Origin of the sequence: Caballeronia sp. LZ029 (assembly GCF_031451275.1) — a bacterium.
Lineage (GTDB): Bacteria > Pseudomonadota > Gammaproteobacteria > Burkholderiales > Burkholderiaceae > Caballeronia > Caballeronia jiangsuensis.
The window spans coordinates 603,554-619,166 of sequence record NZ_JARUXO010000004.1 but is presented as its reverse complement, the minus strand read 5'-3'; the positions used below and the strand labels follow the sequence as shown (position 1 = coordinate 619,166).

General features: G+C 62.8%; 14 protein-coding genes. 8 read left to right on the top strand and 6 right to left on the bottom strand.

All coding sequences use genetic code 11. The features are described 5' to 3' along the window. The first annotated feature begins 1 nt into the window (after nt 1). Nucleotides 2-982, top strand: coding sequence for a flagellar motor protein MotB (gene motB / locus QCE73_RS28780; RefSeq protein ID WP_035509855.1), 981 nt, complete (start codon nt 2-4; stop codon nt 980-982). Nucleotides 983-1,163: 181 nt separating this feature from the next. Beyond that, a complete protein-coding gene (locus tag QCE73_RS28775; protein WP_309884602.1) occupies nt 1,164-1,931 on the top strand; it encodes a hypothetical protein in 768 nt (255 codons plus the stop codon). A 50-nt stretch (nt 1,932-1,981) separates the two neighbouring features. Here the strand turns inward: QCE73_RS28775 and QCE73_RS28770 are convergent, their stop codons facing one another. Continuing rightward, nucleotides 1,982-3,313 carry an Nramp family divalent metal transporter gene (locus QCE73_RS28770; RefSeq protein WP_035509850.1) on the bottom strand — a complete coding sequence of 444 codons (1,332 nt, stop codon included), beginning with the start codon at nt 3,311-3,313 and terminating at the stop codon, nt 1,982-1,984. 264 nt (nt 3,314-3,577) lie between these two features. On the opposite strand from QCE73_RS28770, the gene QCE73_RS28765 reads away from it, so the two are divergent. From QCE73_RS28765 to QCE73_RS28740, 6 genes are all read left to right on the top strand, one after another. After that, the gene (locus tag QCE73_RS28765; RefSeq protein ID WP_309884601.1) at nt 3,578-3,862 is read left to right on the top strand and encodes a DUF4148 domain-containing protein; all 285 of its coding nucleotides are present in this window, start codon (nt 3,578-3,580) and stop codon (nt 3,860-3,862) included. A 344-nt stretch (nt 3,863-4,206) separates the two neighbouring features. Beyond that, nucleotides 4,207-7,392 (top strand): efflux RND transporter permease subunit, encoded by a 3,186-nt coding sequence (locus tag QCE73_RS28760; RefSeq protein ID WP_309884600.1) that lies wholly within the window; start codon nt 4,207-4,209, stop codon nt 7,390-7,392. Between the two features lie 21 nt (nt 7,393-7,413). Then, nucleotides 7,414-8,655, top strand: a complete 1,242-nt coding sequence (locus QCE73_RS28755; RefSeq protein WP_309884599.1) for an efflux RND transporter periplasmic adaptor subunit — start codon at nt 7,414-7,416, stop codon at nt 8,653-8,655. Further along, nucleotides 8,652-10,118 carry an efflux transporter outer membrane subunit gene (locus QCE73_RS28750; protein ID WP_309884598.1) on the top strand — a complete coding sequence of 489 codons (1,467 nt, stop codon included), beginning with the start codon at nt 8,652-8,654 and terminating at the stop codon, nt 10,116-10,118. The genes QCE73_RS28755 and QCE73_RS28750 overlap by 4 nt, the downstream gene beginning before the upstream one ends. Before the next feature lie 96 nt (nt 10,119-10,214). Continuing rightward, a complete protein-coding gene (locus QCE73_RS28745; protein WP_035509834.1) occupies nt 10,215-10,928 on the top strand; it encodes a heavy metal response regulator transcription factor in 714 nt (237 codons plus the stop codon). Further along, nucleotides 10,925-12,400 (top strand): heavy metal sensor histidine kinase, encoded by a 1,476-nt coding sequence (locus QCE73_RS28740; RefSeq protein WP_309884597.1) that lies wholly within the window; start codon nt 10,925-10,927, stop codon nt 12,398-12,400. The genes QCE73_RS28745 and QCE73_RS28740 overlap by 4 nt, the downstream gene beginning before the upstream one ends. Before the next feature lie 10 nt (nt 12,401-12,410). On the opposite strand, the gene QCE73_RS28735 is transcribed toward QCE73_RS28740, so the two are convergent. From QCE73_RS28735 to QCE73_RS28715, 5 genes are all read right to left on the bottom strand, one after another. Next, nucleotides 12,411-13,037, bottom strand: a complete 627-nt coding sequence (locus QCE73_RS28735) for a hypothetical protein (RefSeq protein WP_309884596.1) — start codon at nt 13,035-13,037, stop codon at nt 12,411-12,413. A gap of 143 nt (nt 13,038-13,180) precedes the next feature. Beyond that, a complete protein-coding gene (locus tag QCE73_RS28730; RefSeq protein WP_035509829.1) occupies nt 13,181-14,152 on the bottom strand; it encodes a hypothetical protein in 972 nt (323 codons plus the stop codon). 140 nt (nt 14,153-14,292) lie between these two features. After that, nucleotides 14,293-14,640, bottom strand: a complete 348-nt coding sequence (locus tag QCE73_RS28725; protein ID WP_035509871.1) for a hypothetical protein — start codon at nt 14,638-14,640, stop codon at nt 14,293-14,295. A gap of 123 nt (nt 14,641-14,763) precedes the next feature. After that, nucleotides 14,764-15,114 carry a hypothetical protein gene (locus tag QCE73_RS28720; RefSeq protein WP_035509828.1) on the bottom strand — a complete coding sequence of 117 codons (351 nt, stop codon included), beginning with the start codon at nt 15,112-15,114 and terminating at the stop codon, nt 14,764-14,766. A gap of 190 nt (nt 15,115-15,304) precedes the next feature. After that, on the bottom strand, nt 15,305-15,466 hold the full coding sequence (locus QCE73_RS28715; protein ID WP_309884595.1) for a hypothetical protein: 162 nt from the start codon (nt 15,464-15,466) through the stop codon (nt 15,305-15,307). Nucleotides 15,467-15,613 lie beyond the last annotated feature (147 nt).

Genomic DNA, 15,613 nt, shown 5'->3' with positions numbered 1-15,613 from the left:
CATGGCTGAGAAACCATCACGCGATCCGCTGCAATCAGTGCTTGCGCCTACCGTCGTCGTGAAGCGCAAGAAGAAGGCGCACGGCCACGGTCATCATGGCGGCGCGTGGAAGATCGCCTACGCCGACTTCGTCACCGCGATGATGGCGTTCTTTCTGCTGATGTGGCTGCTCGGCTCGACTTCGAAGTACGACAAGGAAGGCATCGAGCAGTACTTCAATACGCCGCTCTCCGCGCTCTTTGGCAACGATGGCGGCGCGTCGGCGCATACGAGCGTCATCACAGGCGGCGGCAAGGACTTGTCGAGCACGCGTCCGGGTGAAGGCAAGAAGAGCCAGGCGCAGCCCGTGCCGCAATCGATCGCGCGCGCGGCCGTCGCGATGGAAGACTTGCAGAAGCTGCAGCAACTCAAGCAGAAGCTGATGGCGCTCATCGAGCAGATGCCCGCGTTGCGCGCGTTCAAGGATCAGATTCGCATCGCGATCACGAGCGAAGGATTGCGCATCGAGATCGTCGATTCGCTCAAGCGGCCGATGTTCGCTTCCGGCAGCTCGAAGCTCGAAGGTTATGTGACGACGATCCTGACCAACATCGGCGCGTCGCTGAACGATGTCGATAACCGCGTGTCGATCGCGGGACATACGGATGCGGTGGCCTATTCGGGCAGTCAGGCGGGCTATTCGAACTGGGAGCTTTCAAGTGAGCGCGCCAATTCGGCAAGACGCGCGCTCGTCGCGGGCGGCATGAAAGAAAGCAAGGTATTACAGGTGCGCGGGCTTGCCGACGTGCTGCCGCTCAACAAGGATGTCGTCGATGAGCCCACGAATCGGCGGATCAGTATTCTCGTGCTGAACAAGGCAGCCGAGCAGGCGTTCTTCCGCGATGGCGGACGGACCACGGTCGATGAGACGCGGCCTGTCGATGCGGCAATTCCGTCGGCGGTGGCGGCCAAATCGAATGCGCCGGTGGCGGTGGTGAAGTAGGGATTCGCCGGATCTGGTCAGAGCGCCATGCCTGCAAAGGCATGGCGCTTTGCTTTGCACTCGACATTCAGCGGCGTGGTCCGCGCATCTAAAGTTTTCCGCCGATGTTCCGTTAATCCCTTGTCGGTGCGCCGTAAAGAGAGCCGCAGTCCGTGCCTACTACAAAGACCAACAATACGCTATGAAACTCTTATCGAAGCTGATGCTGCTCGCCCTGCCCGTACTCGCCGCTTGCGGAGGCGGGGGCGACGATCAGACCTGCAAGACCGACCTCGGCACGCTGACGAAGTCCTGCGTCCCCAATCCTTCCCACGCGCTGCCGGAAGGCATCTGGTACGGCTCGGTGAATTCGTCGCAGTCGCTTGCGGCTCAGACCATCGTTCTCGAAACCGGCCAGTACTTCAGTATCTATACGCAGAACGGTTCGTTTGTCTGGCTCATCGAAGGCATCATGACGGCAACGGACGGTGCGTTCACTGATCCGGCGACTGTCGGCTTTCACACGCTTGGCGCGATTCGCGCTGGAACGCTGTCCGGCAACTTCACCGCGAAGAGCGCGCTCACGGCGACGACGAGCCTCTTCGTCAGCCCGGACACGACCCCCACGAGCTTCAACGGCAACTACAACGCGACATACGACACGCCGATCGCCATCAGCGACGTCGCGCGCGCATGGACCAGCAGCACGGGCGTCACGCCGGTCTCGACGATCACGGTCGCCGCCGACGGCACGGCCAAGGGCACGCAGAACGCCTGCACGTTCACCGGCAGCTTCAAACCGCGCTCGACCGGCAAGCATCTGCTCGACGGCACGCTGAATTTCACGGGCTCGTTATGTGCTCTCAGCAACGTGTCGGTGTCCGTCGAAGCGACTGTCGTGAACGGGCAGCTCACGATCGTCGGCGTGACGCCGCAACGAGATCAGGCGTTCTATCTGTCGGCGCAGTAGAGATTGGCGGCGCGCCATGTACGTGACCGGTGCATGGCGCTCATATTCGATCAGCCGATCCACTCCGTCGCCGTCTGCACGACGAGCCATATGTTCGCCGCGCTGATCACGACGAACAGCGCCCACGCGACAAGCTTCATGTGCGGCTTGTTCGCGAACGCCCCCATCAGGCTTCGATCGCTCGTCATCCGAATCAATGGATAAAGCGCGAACGGCAACTGCAGGCTCAGCACGACCTGACTCGCGACCAGCAGCTTTCCGACCGCGCCGTTCCCCATCACATATACGCCGATCAACGCCGGCACGAGCGCCAGCGCCCGCGTGATGAACCTGCGCTGATAGCAGGGAATCTTCAGGTTCAGAAACCCTTCCATGATCACCTGCCCCGCGATGGTTCCGGTGAACGTAGAGCTTTGCCCCGACGCGAATAGCGTCACCGCAAAAAGAACCGCGGCAAGTCCGGTGCCGACGATCGGTGCAAGCAGCTTGTACGCATCCTCGATTTCGGTGACTTGCGTGTGCCCCGTCGCATGGAACGCCGATGCCGCGAGAATCAGGATCGCCGCATTGATGAGCAGCGCAAGAACCAGCGACACGATGGTGTCGAGCCGCGAGAAACGGATCGCCGACGCGAGGCTCTTCGCATCGCGATTCACGACGCGCGTCTGCACGATCGAGGAATGCAGATACAGGTTATGCGGCATCACGGTCGCGCCGAGAATGCCTATCGCGAGATAGAGCGGTTCGCGCTCGCTCAACGCGTGAATCGAAGGCACGAGCCCCGCGGCGATGGAAGGCCAATGCGGCTTGACGAGCACGAGCTCGACGACATAACCCACGCCGATCGTCGCAATCAGCCCGAGCATGATCGCTTCGAGATCGCGAAAGTTCTTGCCCTTCAATCCGAGCACGATGAGCGTATCGAATGCGGTGAGCACCACGCCCCATATCAGCGAAACACCGAACAGCAAGTGAAACGCGAGCGCGCCGCCGAGCACTTCCGCGAGATCGCACGCGATGATCGATAACTCCGCCAGCATCCATTGCACATTCGCGACGGGCTTTGCATAGCGCTCGCGCGAAAGCTGCGCGAGATCCTTTCCCGTGACGATGCCAAGCCGCATCGAAAGGCATTGCAACACCATCGCCGCGAGACTCGACAGCACGACCACGAACAGCAGGTTATAGCCATAACGCGATCCGGCTTCGATGTCCGTCGCCCAGTTGCCAGGGTCCATGTATCCGATGGAAATGAGCAAGCCCGGTCCCGCGAATTGCAGCAGCTTTTTCCAGAGCGGCGCGCCCGGCGAAACAGCCACCGAGCCTTTGACTTCCGATGGACAAAACGGCGCTGTGGCCGTGGTCGGCAGATTGAAAGGCAATTTATCGGTTCCTGATTTTAAGTGGCTTACAAACCGCTCTCGCGGGCGAGTCTATCATCGGCCACACGCGATTTCAGACAGCCCTTCGATGCTTCTTCCTCGTGTTCAGCGCGCGCTCCAATCTGACGATAACGCCATCTGATCGCCAGCATGTCGTCACGGTGCTACACATAGAATCCAGTGGTGGCTGTGGTAAGCGTGCCGACGTTGCAAATCGCACACCCGCACGCCGCGTTCATCCTTCAAACACATGAGGAGTACGCCATGAAACTGGTCACACGCATCGCCATGATCGCGCTCGCCGTCGCACCGCTGACCGCGCTCGCACAACAGTCCGACGGCCTGACGCGCGCACAGGTCAGACAGGACCTGCAACGCGTCGAGCAGGCCGGCTATAACCCGTCCGAGCGCGACGCCTTCTATCCCACCGACATCCAGGCAGCGGAAGCGAAGGTCAGCACGCAAAGCGCATATGGCGCTTCAACGGATGGCAGCTCGTCTTCCGGACGCACGATGTCGACGACACCGCTCGGCCAGACGCCGCAATAAGCACGCAGACATTCCTATCGAAGAGACACGCGCGGCTCCCATCGACCGCGAATGATCCCGCGCCGTCTCGTTGCATTCCAGCACACACAGTTACCGGCGCATAAGTTGCGCTATTCCCCCCTATTCAATAACAAGCACGCATTCCTACCGCGCGCTTTCGCAAGCTTGCTTTCAAATCGCCTTATCTGACAGTCGCGCCATATTCACGTCATATTGTCGTTGGCACCCGGCCACTACCATAGCGACACGGATGGCGAACCGCACGCCTCGTTCCGTCATTGCGTCTCGCGCGCCGCACTCGCCTCTTTCGCAGCGCCCTTCCCCAGCATCTTCCGAACGACTCAATGTGGATAGTCAACGTTGCGCTTAAGCGGCCCTACACGTTCATCGTGATGGCCATCATGATTCTGCTGGCGACGCCCTTCGTCCTCTTGACGACGCCGGTGGACGTGCTTCCCGAAATCGATATTCCCGTCGTCAGCATCATCTGGAACTACACGGGCCTGTCCTCGCAGGACATGGCCAATCGCATCACGTCGGTCAACGAGCGCAGTCTCACGACCACCGTGAACAACATCGAGCATATCGAGTCGCAATCGCTGCCGGGCATCGCGATCATCAAGCTCTTTTTGCAGCCGACGGCGAATATCCAGACCGCGATCGCGCAGACCGTCGCTGTCGAGCAGGCGCAACTGAAGCAGATGCCGCCGGGCGCGACGCCGCCGCTCGTCATCAGCTATTCGGCGTCGAGCATTCCGGTGATCCAGCTCGGCCTATCCAGCCCGAAGCAGTCCGAGCAGGATCTGAACGACACCGCGCTCAACTTCCTGCGTCCGCAACTCGTGACGATACCCGGCGCGGCCGTGCCTTATCCCTATGGCGGCAAGACGCGCCTCATCTCCGTCGATCTCGACACGCGCGCGCTGCTCGCCAAGGGGCTCACGCCGACCGATGTCGTGCAGGCCGTCAATGCGCAGAACCTGATCCTGCCGACCGGCACCGCGAAGATCGGCCCGCGCGAATATACGATCAACATGAACGGTTCGCCCGCGACCGTCGCGGGTCTGAACGATATTCCCGTGCGCACCATCAACGGCGCGACGACCTATCTGCGCGAAGTCGCGCACGTGCGCGACGGCTTCTCGCCGCAGACCAATATCGTGCGGCAGGACGGGCATCGCGGCGTGCTGATCTCGGTGCTGAAGAACGGCAACGCATCGACGCTTTCCATCGTCAACACGCTGCAGGATCTGTTGCCGCAAGCGCGCGCGTCGCTGCCGCCCGATCTGAAGATCAGCGCGCTCTTCGATCAGTCCGTGTTCGTGAAGGCCGCCGTGCAGGGCGTGGTGCGCGAGGCGCTGATCGCAGCCGCGCTCACCGCCGCGATGATCCTGCTCTTTCTCGGCAACTGGCGCAGCACGTGCATCATCGCGATCTCGATTCCGCTCTCGATACTCTCGTCATTGATCGTGCTGCATGCGCTCGGGCAGACCATCAACATCATGACGCTCGGCGGCCTCGCGCTCGCGGTCGGCATTCTCGTCGACGATGCGACGGTGACGATCGAGAACATCGAACGCCATCTGCATCTGGGCACGAATCTGCATGACGCGATTCTCGAAGGCGCGGGCGAAATCGCGGTGCCCGCGCTCGTTTCGACGCTATGCATCTGCATCGTGTTCGTGCCGATGTTCTTTCTCACCGGCGTCGCCAAGTTCCTGTTCGTGCCGCTCGCGGAAGCCGTCGTGTTCGCGATGATCGCGTCGTACATTCTGTCGCGCACGCTCGTTCCGACGCTCGCGATGCTTCTGATGGGACACGCCCACGCGCCCGATTCGAAAGCGAAGCCGAATCTCTTCATGCGTCTGCATCGCCGTTTCGATCGCGGCTTCGAACGCATGCGCGGCGCGTATATCGTCATTCTGTCGACGCTGCTCGTGAAGAGGCGCCTGTTCGCCACGCTCTTTCTCGGCTTCTGTCTGCTCTCGACGGCGCTCGTGTTCGTGCTCGGCGAGGACTTCTTTCCGAGCGTCGATGCAGGCGATATCCGCATGCACATGCGTGCGCCGACCGGCACGCGCATCGAGGAAACCGCGCGTCTCGCCGATGAAGTCGAAAAGGTCGTGCGCCAGATCGTGCCGCAGGACGAACTCGCCACCATACTCGATAACCTCGGCCTGCCTTATAGCGGCATCAATCTCTCGTACAGCAATGCAGGAACGATCGGCACGCTCGACGGCGAAATCCAGGTCGCGCTCAATCCCGATCATGCGCCGACGCAAAAATACATCGACGAATTGCGTGCGCTGCTGCCGCGCCGCTTTCCTGGCGTCGAGTTCTTCTTTCAGCCCGCGGACATCGTCACGCAAATCCTGAACTTCGGCCTGCCCGCCGCCATCGACGTGCAGATTCAAGGGCAGAACGCACAGGCGAACTTCGAAGTCGCGAGCAAGCTGATGAAGCAGGTCCGCATGATTCCCGGCAATGTCGATACGCACATCCAGCAGAAGCTCGATGAACCCGCGATCAACCTGCAGATGGATCGCACACGCCTGCAACAACTGAATCTCTCCGCGAGCAACGTCGCGCAGAACGTGCTCGTTTCGCTGTCGGGCAGTTCGCAAACCGCGCCGGGCTTCTGGTTCAATTCGCGCAATGGCGTCGAGTACAACCTCGCGGTGCAGACGCCGCAGTATCAGATCTCATCGATCGACGAGCTGCTGCGCACGCCGGTGTCCGCATCGATCAACGGCCCGACGCAACTGCTCGGCAATCTGGTGCGCATCGCGCCGGAGAATCAGTTCGCGGTGGTCACGCACTACAACATCCGGCCCGTGATCGATCTCTTCGTGAGCGTCGAAGGGCGCGATCTCGGCGGCGTCGCGCGGCAGGTAAATCATCTCGTCGATGAAGCGCGCAAGACGCTTCCGCGCGGCAGCCAGATCGTCGTGCGCGGTCAGGTCGAAACGATGCGCACGTCGTTCTTCGGCCTCGGCCTCGGCGTCGCGATGGCGATCGTGCTCGTGTATCTGCTGATCGTCGTGAACTTCCAGTCGTGGGTCGATCCGCTCATCATCGTGAGTGCGTTGCCCGCGGCGCTCGCCGGCATCATCTGGATGCTCTTTCTTACCGGCACGCACTTAAGCGTGCCCGCGCTCACCGGCGCGATCATGACGATGGGCGTCGCGACCGCGAACAGCATTCTGATGGTGTCGTTCGCGCGTCAGCGTCTGAACGCCGGCATGCCGCCGCTCACCGCCGCGCTCGAAGCGGGCGCGAGCCGCATACGCCCCGTCTTGATGACCGCCTTCGCGATGATCATCGGCATGATTCCGATGGCGCTCGGTCTCGGCGAAGGCGCGGAGCAAAATGCGCCGCTTGGCCGCGCCGTGATCGGCGGCCTGCTCTTCGCCACGGTTTCCACGCTCTTTTTCGTGCCGCTCGTCTTCGCGGGCATCCACGCGCGTCTCGCGCGCCGCGCCGCGCGCAAAGGCCCGGCGCAGCATGAAAACGGCAGCGGCCAACACTGACATCACAGCATCCCGACGAACATGACCGAAAAGAACCACGCATCGCTTGCGATTCCCGCTCGCGACCCGAACGAAGGGCCCGCGCTGCCGCCGCGCCAGGTCGAATGGAAGCGCGCGAAGATCGCGCTCGTCATCGTGCTCGCGTTGCTCGCGATCGGCGCGGCGCGCACCGTCGTCACCGACGTGCTGCATAGCCGCTCGATCGCCTCGCGCACGCAGCAGAACGCGCAGCAGTATGTGAACGTCGTGTTGCCGACGCAAACCGATGGCGGTGGTGAAACGACCTTGCCGGGCACGCTGCGCGGCTTCGTCGAATCGCCTATCTATGCGCGCGCGACGGGTTATCTGCTGCACTGGTATGTGGATATCGGCGCGCGCGTGAAGCAAGGCCAGGTGCTCGCCGATCTCGATACGCCCGAGATCGATCAGGAACTCGCGCAGGCGGTCGCGCAACGCGATCAGACGGCGTCGAGCCTCGGTCTCGCCAAGAGTTCGCTCGAACGCTGGCAGCAATTGCGTCAGCGCGATGCGGTGTCGCAACAGGAACTCGACGAACGGCAAAGCACCTACAACCAGGACGTCGCGAACCTCGCCGCGGCGGATGCCAACGTGAAGCGCCTGCGTCAGCTCGAATCGTTCAAGCGCATCGTCGCGCCGTTCGCGGGCGTCGTCACGCAACGCAATGTCGATGTGGGCGATCTCATCGATGCGGGCAGCGGCACGAGCCGCGCGCTCTTCGCGCTCGCGCAGTCCGATCCGTTGCGCGTGTTCGTGCAAATGCCGCAGGCGTATGCGCAGAACGTTTCGCTCGAACAGGACGTGACGGTCTCGCAGGCGGAACTGCCCGGCCAGCAGTTTCACGGCAAGATCACGCACATCTCCGGCGCGATCGACGTGCCCACGCGTTCGTTGCAGGTCGAAGTGACGCTGTCGAATCCCGATGGCCGCCTGCGTCCCGGCGCGTATGTGCAGGTTGCGGTGCCAGCAACCGCACATGCGCGTCTGCTGGTGCCGGGCAATGCGTTGCTGTTCCGCTCGGAAGGCCCGCGTCTCGCGGTCGTCGATGCCGACGGGCACGTGCGTCTGCACAAGATCGTGATCGCGCAGGATCTCGGGCAGTCGCTCGAAATCGAGAGCGGCATCGACGCGACGGACAAGGTCATCATCAACCCGAGCGATTCGGTCGCGGATGGCGATCATGTCGTGATCGCGCCGCAGCAGAAGCAACAGCAGCCTGCTTCGGGTAACAAGGCCACATCATGAAAGCCGCGCTTTGCATCACGCTCGTTTCGATGCTCGCCGCGTGCACGGTCGGGCCTGACTATCGCCGGCCCGTCGCCGAAACGCCGCCGACATGGAAGACGGATTCGTACTGGCGCGTGGGCGAGCCTTCGCATGCGCCGCTTGCGCTCGGCTGGTGGCAGACATTCGACGACGACACGCTGACCGGCCTCGAAACGCAGGCGCTCGCGCAAAACCAGACGCTCGCCGCCGCGAGCGCGCACTACGCTCAGGCGCGCGCGACGCTTGCACAGACGTCCTCGCTCGCGCTGCCCGAAATCGATCTCGGCGCGAACGCGTCGCGCTCGCGCATTTCGCGCAACCGGCCCGTCAACAACTACGCGACGCCGAACAGCTCGACCGTGCAGAACGATCTGAAGCTCGCGCCGACCGTCGATTACGACGTCGATCTCTTCGGCCGCATTCGACGCGAGGTGGAAGGCGCGCGTGCGTCGGCGGACCAGTCGCGCGACGATCTCGCGAACGCGCGACTCGTGCTGACCACCGATCTCGCGAGCGACTACTTCTCGATACGCGAGCTCGACGCCGAAATCGACGTGCTGAACCGCTCCGTCGATCTTCAGAACAAAGCGCTCGACTATGTGAAAGCGCAACACGATCTGGGCGCGGTATCCGGCCTCGACGTCTTGCAGCAACAGGCGCTGCTCGACCAGACGCGCGTGCAGGCGCAACTGCTTCTGAATACGCGCGCGCAATTCGAGCACGCGATCGCCGCGCTCGTCGGCACGCCCGCGCCGCAATTCTCGATTGCGCCCGCGCTGACCGAGCGCCCGCTTCCGCCGATCCCACTCGGCGTGCCGAGCGACGTGTTGCAGCGCAGGCCCGATGTCGCCTCGGCCGAGCGCGCGATGGCCGCCGCCAATGCGCAGATCGGCGTCGCGAAGGCGGCGTTCTTTCCGAGCCTCACGTTGAACGGCACGGTCGGCTGGGAGAGCACCGCGTTCTCCAGCCTCTTCTCCGCGCCGAGCCTTTTGTGGACCATCGGCACGATGGCGAGCCAGGTCGTCTTCGATGGCGGACGGCGTTCGGCCGCCGTCGACTTCGCGAATCAGGGCTATGTCGCGGCCGTCGCGAATTATCGGCAGACCGTGCTCGGCGCGTTTCAGCAAGTGCAGGACGGCATCGTCGGATTGTCGGTGCTCGACGGCGCGGCGAACCAGTCGCACGCGGCGGTCGAAGATGCGCGGCGCTTGCTTTCGCTCGCGAACGATCGCTATTCGGGCGGCCTCGTCGCCTATCTCGATGTGATCACCGCGCAGCAGCAATTGCTCACGAGCGAGCGTCAGGACGTGCAGATTCACGGGCAGCAGCGCACCGTATCGGTGGCGCTCGTGAAGGCGCTGGGCGGCGGATGGAACGTGAATGACGCGGCGCACGACGGCGAAGAAATGGCGAATGCAGCCGACAAACCGCCCGCGCGCTGACATCGATCGAAACGTAAGCAAGATGCCCGCGAGACTCGTATAGTAGGCATTTGAACAATACGGTAAACACACACTGAACGCGCACAGGTGCCAGGCATGAAAGTCCTGATAGTCGAAGACGAACACAAAGTGGTGGATTACCTGCGCTCGGGTCTGACCGAGCAAGGCTGGGTGGTCGACATCGCGATGGACGGCGAGGAAGGCACGCATCTCGCCATCGAATACGACTACGACGTGATCGTGCTCGACGTGATGCTGCCAAGACGCGATGGCTTCTCGGTGCTGAAGGCGCTGCGCCTGCAAAAATCCACGCCGGTCATCATGCTCACCGCGCGCGATCACATCAACGATCGCGTGCGCGGACTGCGCGAAGGCGCGGACGACTATCTCACGAAGCCGTTCTCGTTCCTCGAACTCGTCGAGCGTCTGCATGCGCTCGCGCGCCGCACGCGCGCGCAGGAATCGACGCTCATATCGGTCGGCGATCTGTATGTCGATCTGATCGGCCGCCGTGCGACACGCGATGGCGTGCGGCTCGATCTCACCGCGAAGGAGTTCCAGTTGCTCTCCGTGCTCGCGCGCCGTCACGGCGACATTCTCTCGAAGACCGCGATCACCGAGCTCGTCTGGGAAGTCGATTTCGAAAGCCACACGAATGTCGTCGAAACGGCGATCAAACGGCTGCGCGCGAAACTCGACGGACCGTTCCGCACGAAACTGCTGCATACCGTGCGCGGCATGGGCTATGTGCTCGAAGTGCGCGAAGCCCGCGACACGCGCGATGCAAGGGAAGACGCGAGACCATCATGAACATGCAGTGGGCATCATCTTCGGACGAACCGCGCACGCAGCGCTCCATCTCGCGGCGACTCGCCGTGATGTTCGCGCTCGTCGCGCTGTTCGTGTTTTCGCTCGTCGGCTCGGGGCTCTTTCTGGTGCTGCGCGTGCAACTGGAGCAGCATTTGCGCGACTCGCTCGACAATCGCGCGGAAGTTGCGCGGCTCATCGTCACGCACGTATCGAACCCGGACAAGTGGAAGATCGCGAAGGAGAAGCTCGCCGACATCACGCCGCGCGACGGCTCCACGCTCTTCGCCGTCTCCAGCAACGATCCGCGCTTCGAATACGGCTCGCCGCCCGCAGGCCACATCACCAAGCGCGTGATGGGCGGCTATGTGCGCTTTCGTCCCGAAGGCCGCGCCTACGACATGCTGATGACCACGCTGACGATTCCGCCGAACGCGGACCGTCCGCCCTTGCAACTCTTCGTCGCGATCGATTGCTCGCCGAACGTCCATACGATGCGCGCTTTCGGTCTCGCGCTGGCCGCGTTCATGGCGCTATCGACCGTCGCGGTGCTGCTGCTGAGTTATTCGGTCGCGCGCTTGGGCCTCGCACCGCTCGCGCGTCTCACACGCGATGCATCGAAGCTCAGCCCGAACAATCGCTCGCAACGGCTGAACACGCGCGCGCTGCCGATGGAACTGGACGATCTCGCGAAGTCCTTCAATGGCGCGCTGGAGCGCCTCGATCACGCATACGGCCGGCTCGAATCCTTCAACGCCGATGTCGCGCACGAACTGCGCACGCCGGTCACGATCCTCATCGGTCAGACCGAAGTGGCGTTGACGCGCGACCGCTCGATCGATGAATTGCGGCATACGCTGCAATCGAATCTCGAAGAGTTCGAGCGCGTGCGCGCGATCATCAACGACATGCTGTTTCTGGCACGCGCCGATCAGGGCGAGCGCGCGACCGGACTCGTCGAAGTGTCGCTCGCGGCGGAAGTCAACCGGACGCTCGAGTTTCTGGAAATACCGCTGGAAGAAGCGCAGGTTCGCGCGGTCGCAAGCGGCGATGCACGCGCGTTCGTCAACACGTCGCTGTTCGGACGCGCGCTGTCCAATCTCGTGATGAACGCGATCCAGCATTGCGCGCCGGGCGCGACCATTGCCGTGTCGATCACGCGCGAGCATGGCCGCATCCGTATCGCGGTGGCCAATCCGGGCGAGCTGATCCAGCCGCACGTGAAGGAGCATCTCTTCGACCGCTTCTATCGCGCGGAGAGTTCACGCACGAACAGCCGTGAAAATCACGGCCTCGGGCTCGCCATCGTGAAGGCGGTGGCGGAGATGCATCGCGGCACGGTGTCGGCGACGAGCGAGCACGGCATCAACACGTTCTCGTTCTCCGTCGCGCGTTTCGGCAATGAACCCCGAACGGCGGAGGACATGGCCTTGCCCGTGCCGCCCGTCGTCGAGACGAAATCCGCCACGACATGACGAGCGCGCGTCACTGACAGAAGTATTCGTCCGATGCCGCCACCGGCGCTTCGGCCGTCGCCGGCTTGAAATGACTGTACTTGCGATACGTCTTGCCGTTCACCGTCACGGACTCGGCAGCTTCCGTCTCGCCCGACGACGACGCGATCGCACTGCTATGCGCTTCGACGTTGCCGTTGCCCCAGCTACTCGCGCGCGCATACGATCCGCTCTTGGACGTATCGGTCTTGCCTTGTTCCGACATCGCGTTCGTGACGGGATTGCCGAAGCTCTTCGTATCCACCGACGATTTCGGCGGCGTATAGCCCCACTTCGACGTGAGCGTGCTCATGTCGATTTCCTGCGGCTTCCAGCCGACGATTTTCGCGCCGTTCGTGAGCGGCGACAATTCCACCGCGACGATCTGCGTGCCGCGCCGCGCGACGAGCAGGCACTTGCCGCCCGAACTCTGCAAGGGCACGTAGCCGCTCGACGGCAGGAGCGCGAGCGCCTGCGCGTTGGGCATCGGCTGCACACCGGCCGGGTTCGCGGCCCAGATCACGCCGGCGCTGGCGTCGGCGCGCGCGCTCGACGGCATCATCGACACGGCCGCACTCGCCGCGAGCGCGATGGCCGCCATTTTCTTGTGACTCTTCATCGCATGCCTCAGCGGGAAAACGAGGGTTGACTCTCCGGGACCAGTCTTTCAGAGCCAACCCTTCAAAGGGAGAGACGGCCTGGCTGGCCAGGCGCGTCTCTACAGTTCTACGGCACCACTTTGCCATCGAACCTGCTGCTTCCTCACTTCACCAGCGAGACCTCGATCTTCTCGCCGATGGGCGTGCTCGCGACTTCGACGCCGTTCGTGCTGTCAGAGTGATCGTACACGCGCGCCGCGACCGGCGTCGGCTGTGCGACCTGCTTCGCGGGCGCCGGCTGAGCCTGCTTCGCGGCGTCCTGCGACTTCAGGTTGACTTCCGGATTGTTTGCGGCGGTCACGGGCAGGCCGAGGCGTTCGCGGATCAGCGGATCGCGATACTTTTCGTCATCCGACAGCACTGCGTCAGCGCCCGACTTCGCGAGCGGCGTGGTCGTGCCCGGGCACAGATGGCCGGTCGCTTCGACTGCGCGGCGATTCGCGTCGCTCTGGCACAGGAGTGCGAGCGCGACATCGGTCAGGCCCATCGCGCGGAATTCGCGTGCATCGAGACGGCGTACGCAAGCCTGATCGACGAGCGTCGTGCCGCCGGTCGCTCCGAAGCCCGTGATCGACAGGCCGAAGCTGGCCGAGCCCATGCAGGTGTCGGAGAGCGTCGTCGTGAGCGCGGGGGCCGCGATCGACGGCGTCGTGCGCACCGAGTACGAGCTCTGGTTGTAGTCGACCGTCGTGCGCGTGTCGAAGGCGCTCGAACCGGGGCCGGTGGCTGCCTTGTTGGCCGCGTCGGTGCCGCTCGCATCCGTGCCCGAGTTCGTGAGCTGCGGCATCGACAGCGAGATGTTCACGTTCGACGATCCGCCCTGCGCCGACGAACGCCCGCCGCTCGCCGTCGCGACGCCGAGACCGCCCACCGACGACGAATTGGAACTGGTGTTGGCCGTCGAGTTCGCCGACGTGCCGATGTTGTTCAGGCTCGAACCGCCGCCCTGGCCGATGCCCGTGGATGTCGATCCCGACACCGAGCCCGACGAGGAATTGGCCGCGGTATCGGCGTGGGCCAGTTGTGCGGCGCAAAACAGAACCGCGCATGCCAATTGCAAAGTGGTCTTGTTCATTTGGTGCTCCGGAAGAAAGGGGACCTCACAGCGCATGACGGTCCCGGACGACTTAGAGTTTTTTTATAGGGTTCGGCAAAGGCGGAGTTGTGCGAGCACGCGCTCGTCTGACGCCGCCCCTGCCTGGCTCACAGGCCGGCTTAACGCCAGCCGCCGCCCAGCTTGCTCCATGCATTGGCCGCTGCATCCGCGCCCGAGGTGCCGCCCGCTTGTGCGTTGCCGTGACCGAAGCCGCCCGCGTTCGACGTGTTGGTGTGGCTCGTCGTGGCGTTGGTGGCGTTGCCCGTCACGCCGAAAGCGTTGCCGGCGATCGATTGCGCGTTGCCGTTGGCCGTGCCGTAGTTGCTGGCGGTGAAATGGCCGAAACCCGAGACCGAAGCGGAGGTCGAGCCGCCCGAGGTCGAGGACGAGCTGGAGTTCGTGGTCGTGGCCATCGCGGCGACGGAGACGAACGAGAGCAGTGCAGCAGCGATCAGAGTGCGTTTCATGATTTGCATTCCTTATCGAATAAATAAGATTGGATTTCGTTATTTGTTGTTCGAACTACTGGCACGACGGTTGCGGATAAGCGAACCCCGTTGCGGCGAAGTCCGCCCTCCGTCGCCGCGTGCTTAACGCCAGCCGCCGCCCAGCTTGCTCCAGGCGTTCGCAGCAGCGTCGGCGCCCGAGGTGCCCGTTGCCGTCGAACCACCGAAGCCCTTGCCGCCAGCCGACGACGTGTTGATGTGGCCGGTCGTTGCGTTGGTCGCGTTGCCCGTCACGCCGAAGCCTTGACCAGCGAGTGCCGATGCATTGCCGTTGGCGATGCCGGCGTTCGTTGCGGTGAACGAACCGTAGCCGAACACGGCTGCTGCGGTGTTGCCGCCCGACGTCGAGCTCGAGCTGGAGTTCGTGCCCGTTGCGAAAGCAGCGGCGGAAACGAGGGAGAGGACGGCTGCTGCTGCGATCAGTTTGCGTTGCATGTTGAAGTCTCCAAGTGTAGGCGCACGGTCAATTCCAGCTACATCGACGCCGGTATGTAGCGGGCACAGCGAGTAATTCATTTAGTTAGTATTCCTACTTCAAGCGCTAGCCTTAATTTCACTTTGGCGAACCAGCGTGAAAATCAGCGAGCGTTTGAAATGGGACGCGCCTTGGGCGCGGGCTAACCGGTCAGGAGCAGTGCGATGCGCGAACGTCGTGGACTTCCATCAGCGGAAGTCGTCGTTCGTGCAAAAGGTCGATGTGTGCTTGTGACGGGCTTTTGGCTTCCGTCGAGCAGATCGTGGCGCGGTGGTCTTCCGCCTGGTCGATTTGATTTGCGTTCTTCTTCATCGCAATCCCCGTAACACACTTTATGTTTTGTCAGGCTTTGGTCTTTCAATTGCCTGCGTTTGATGTGACTTTACGGAAGATGAAGCGGGCGCTGCGTGGGCCATCCAACATTACATTTCACGTCGTAACAATTCGTGAGAAATTTGG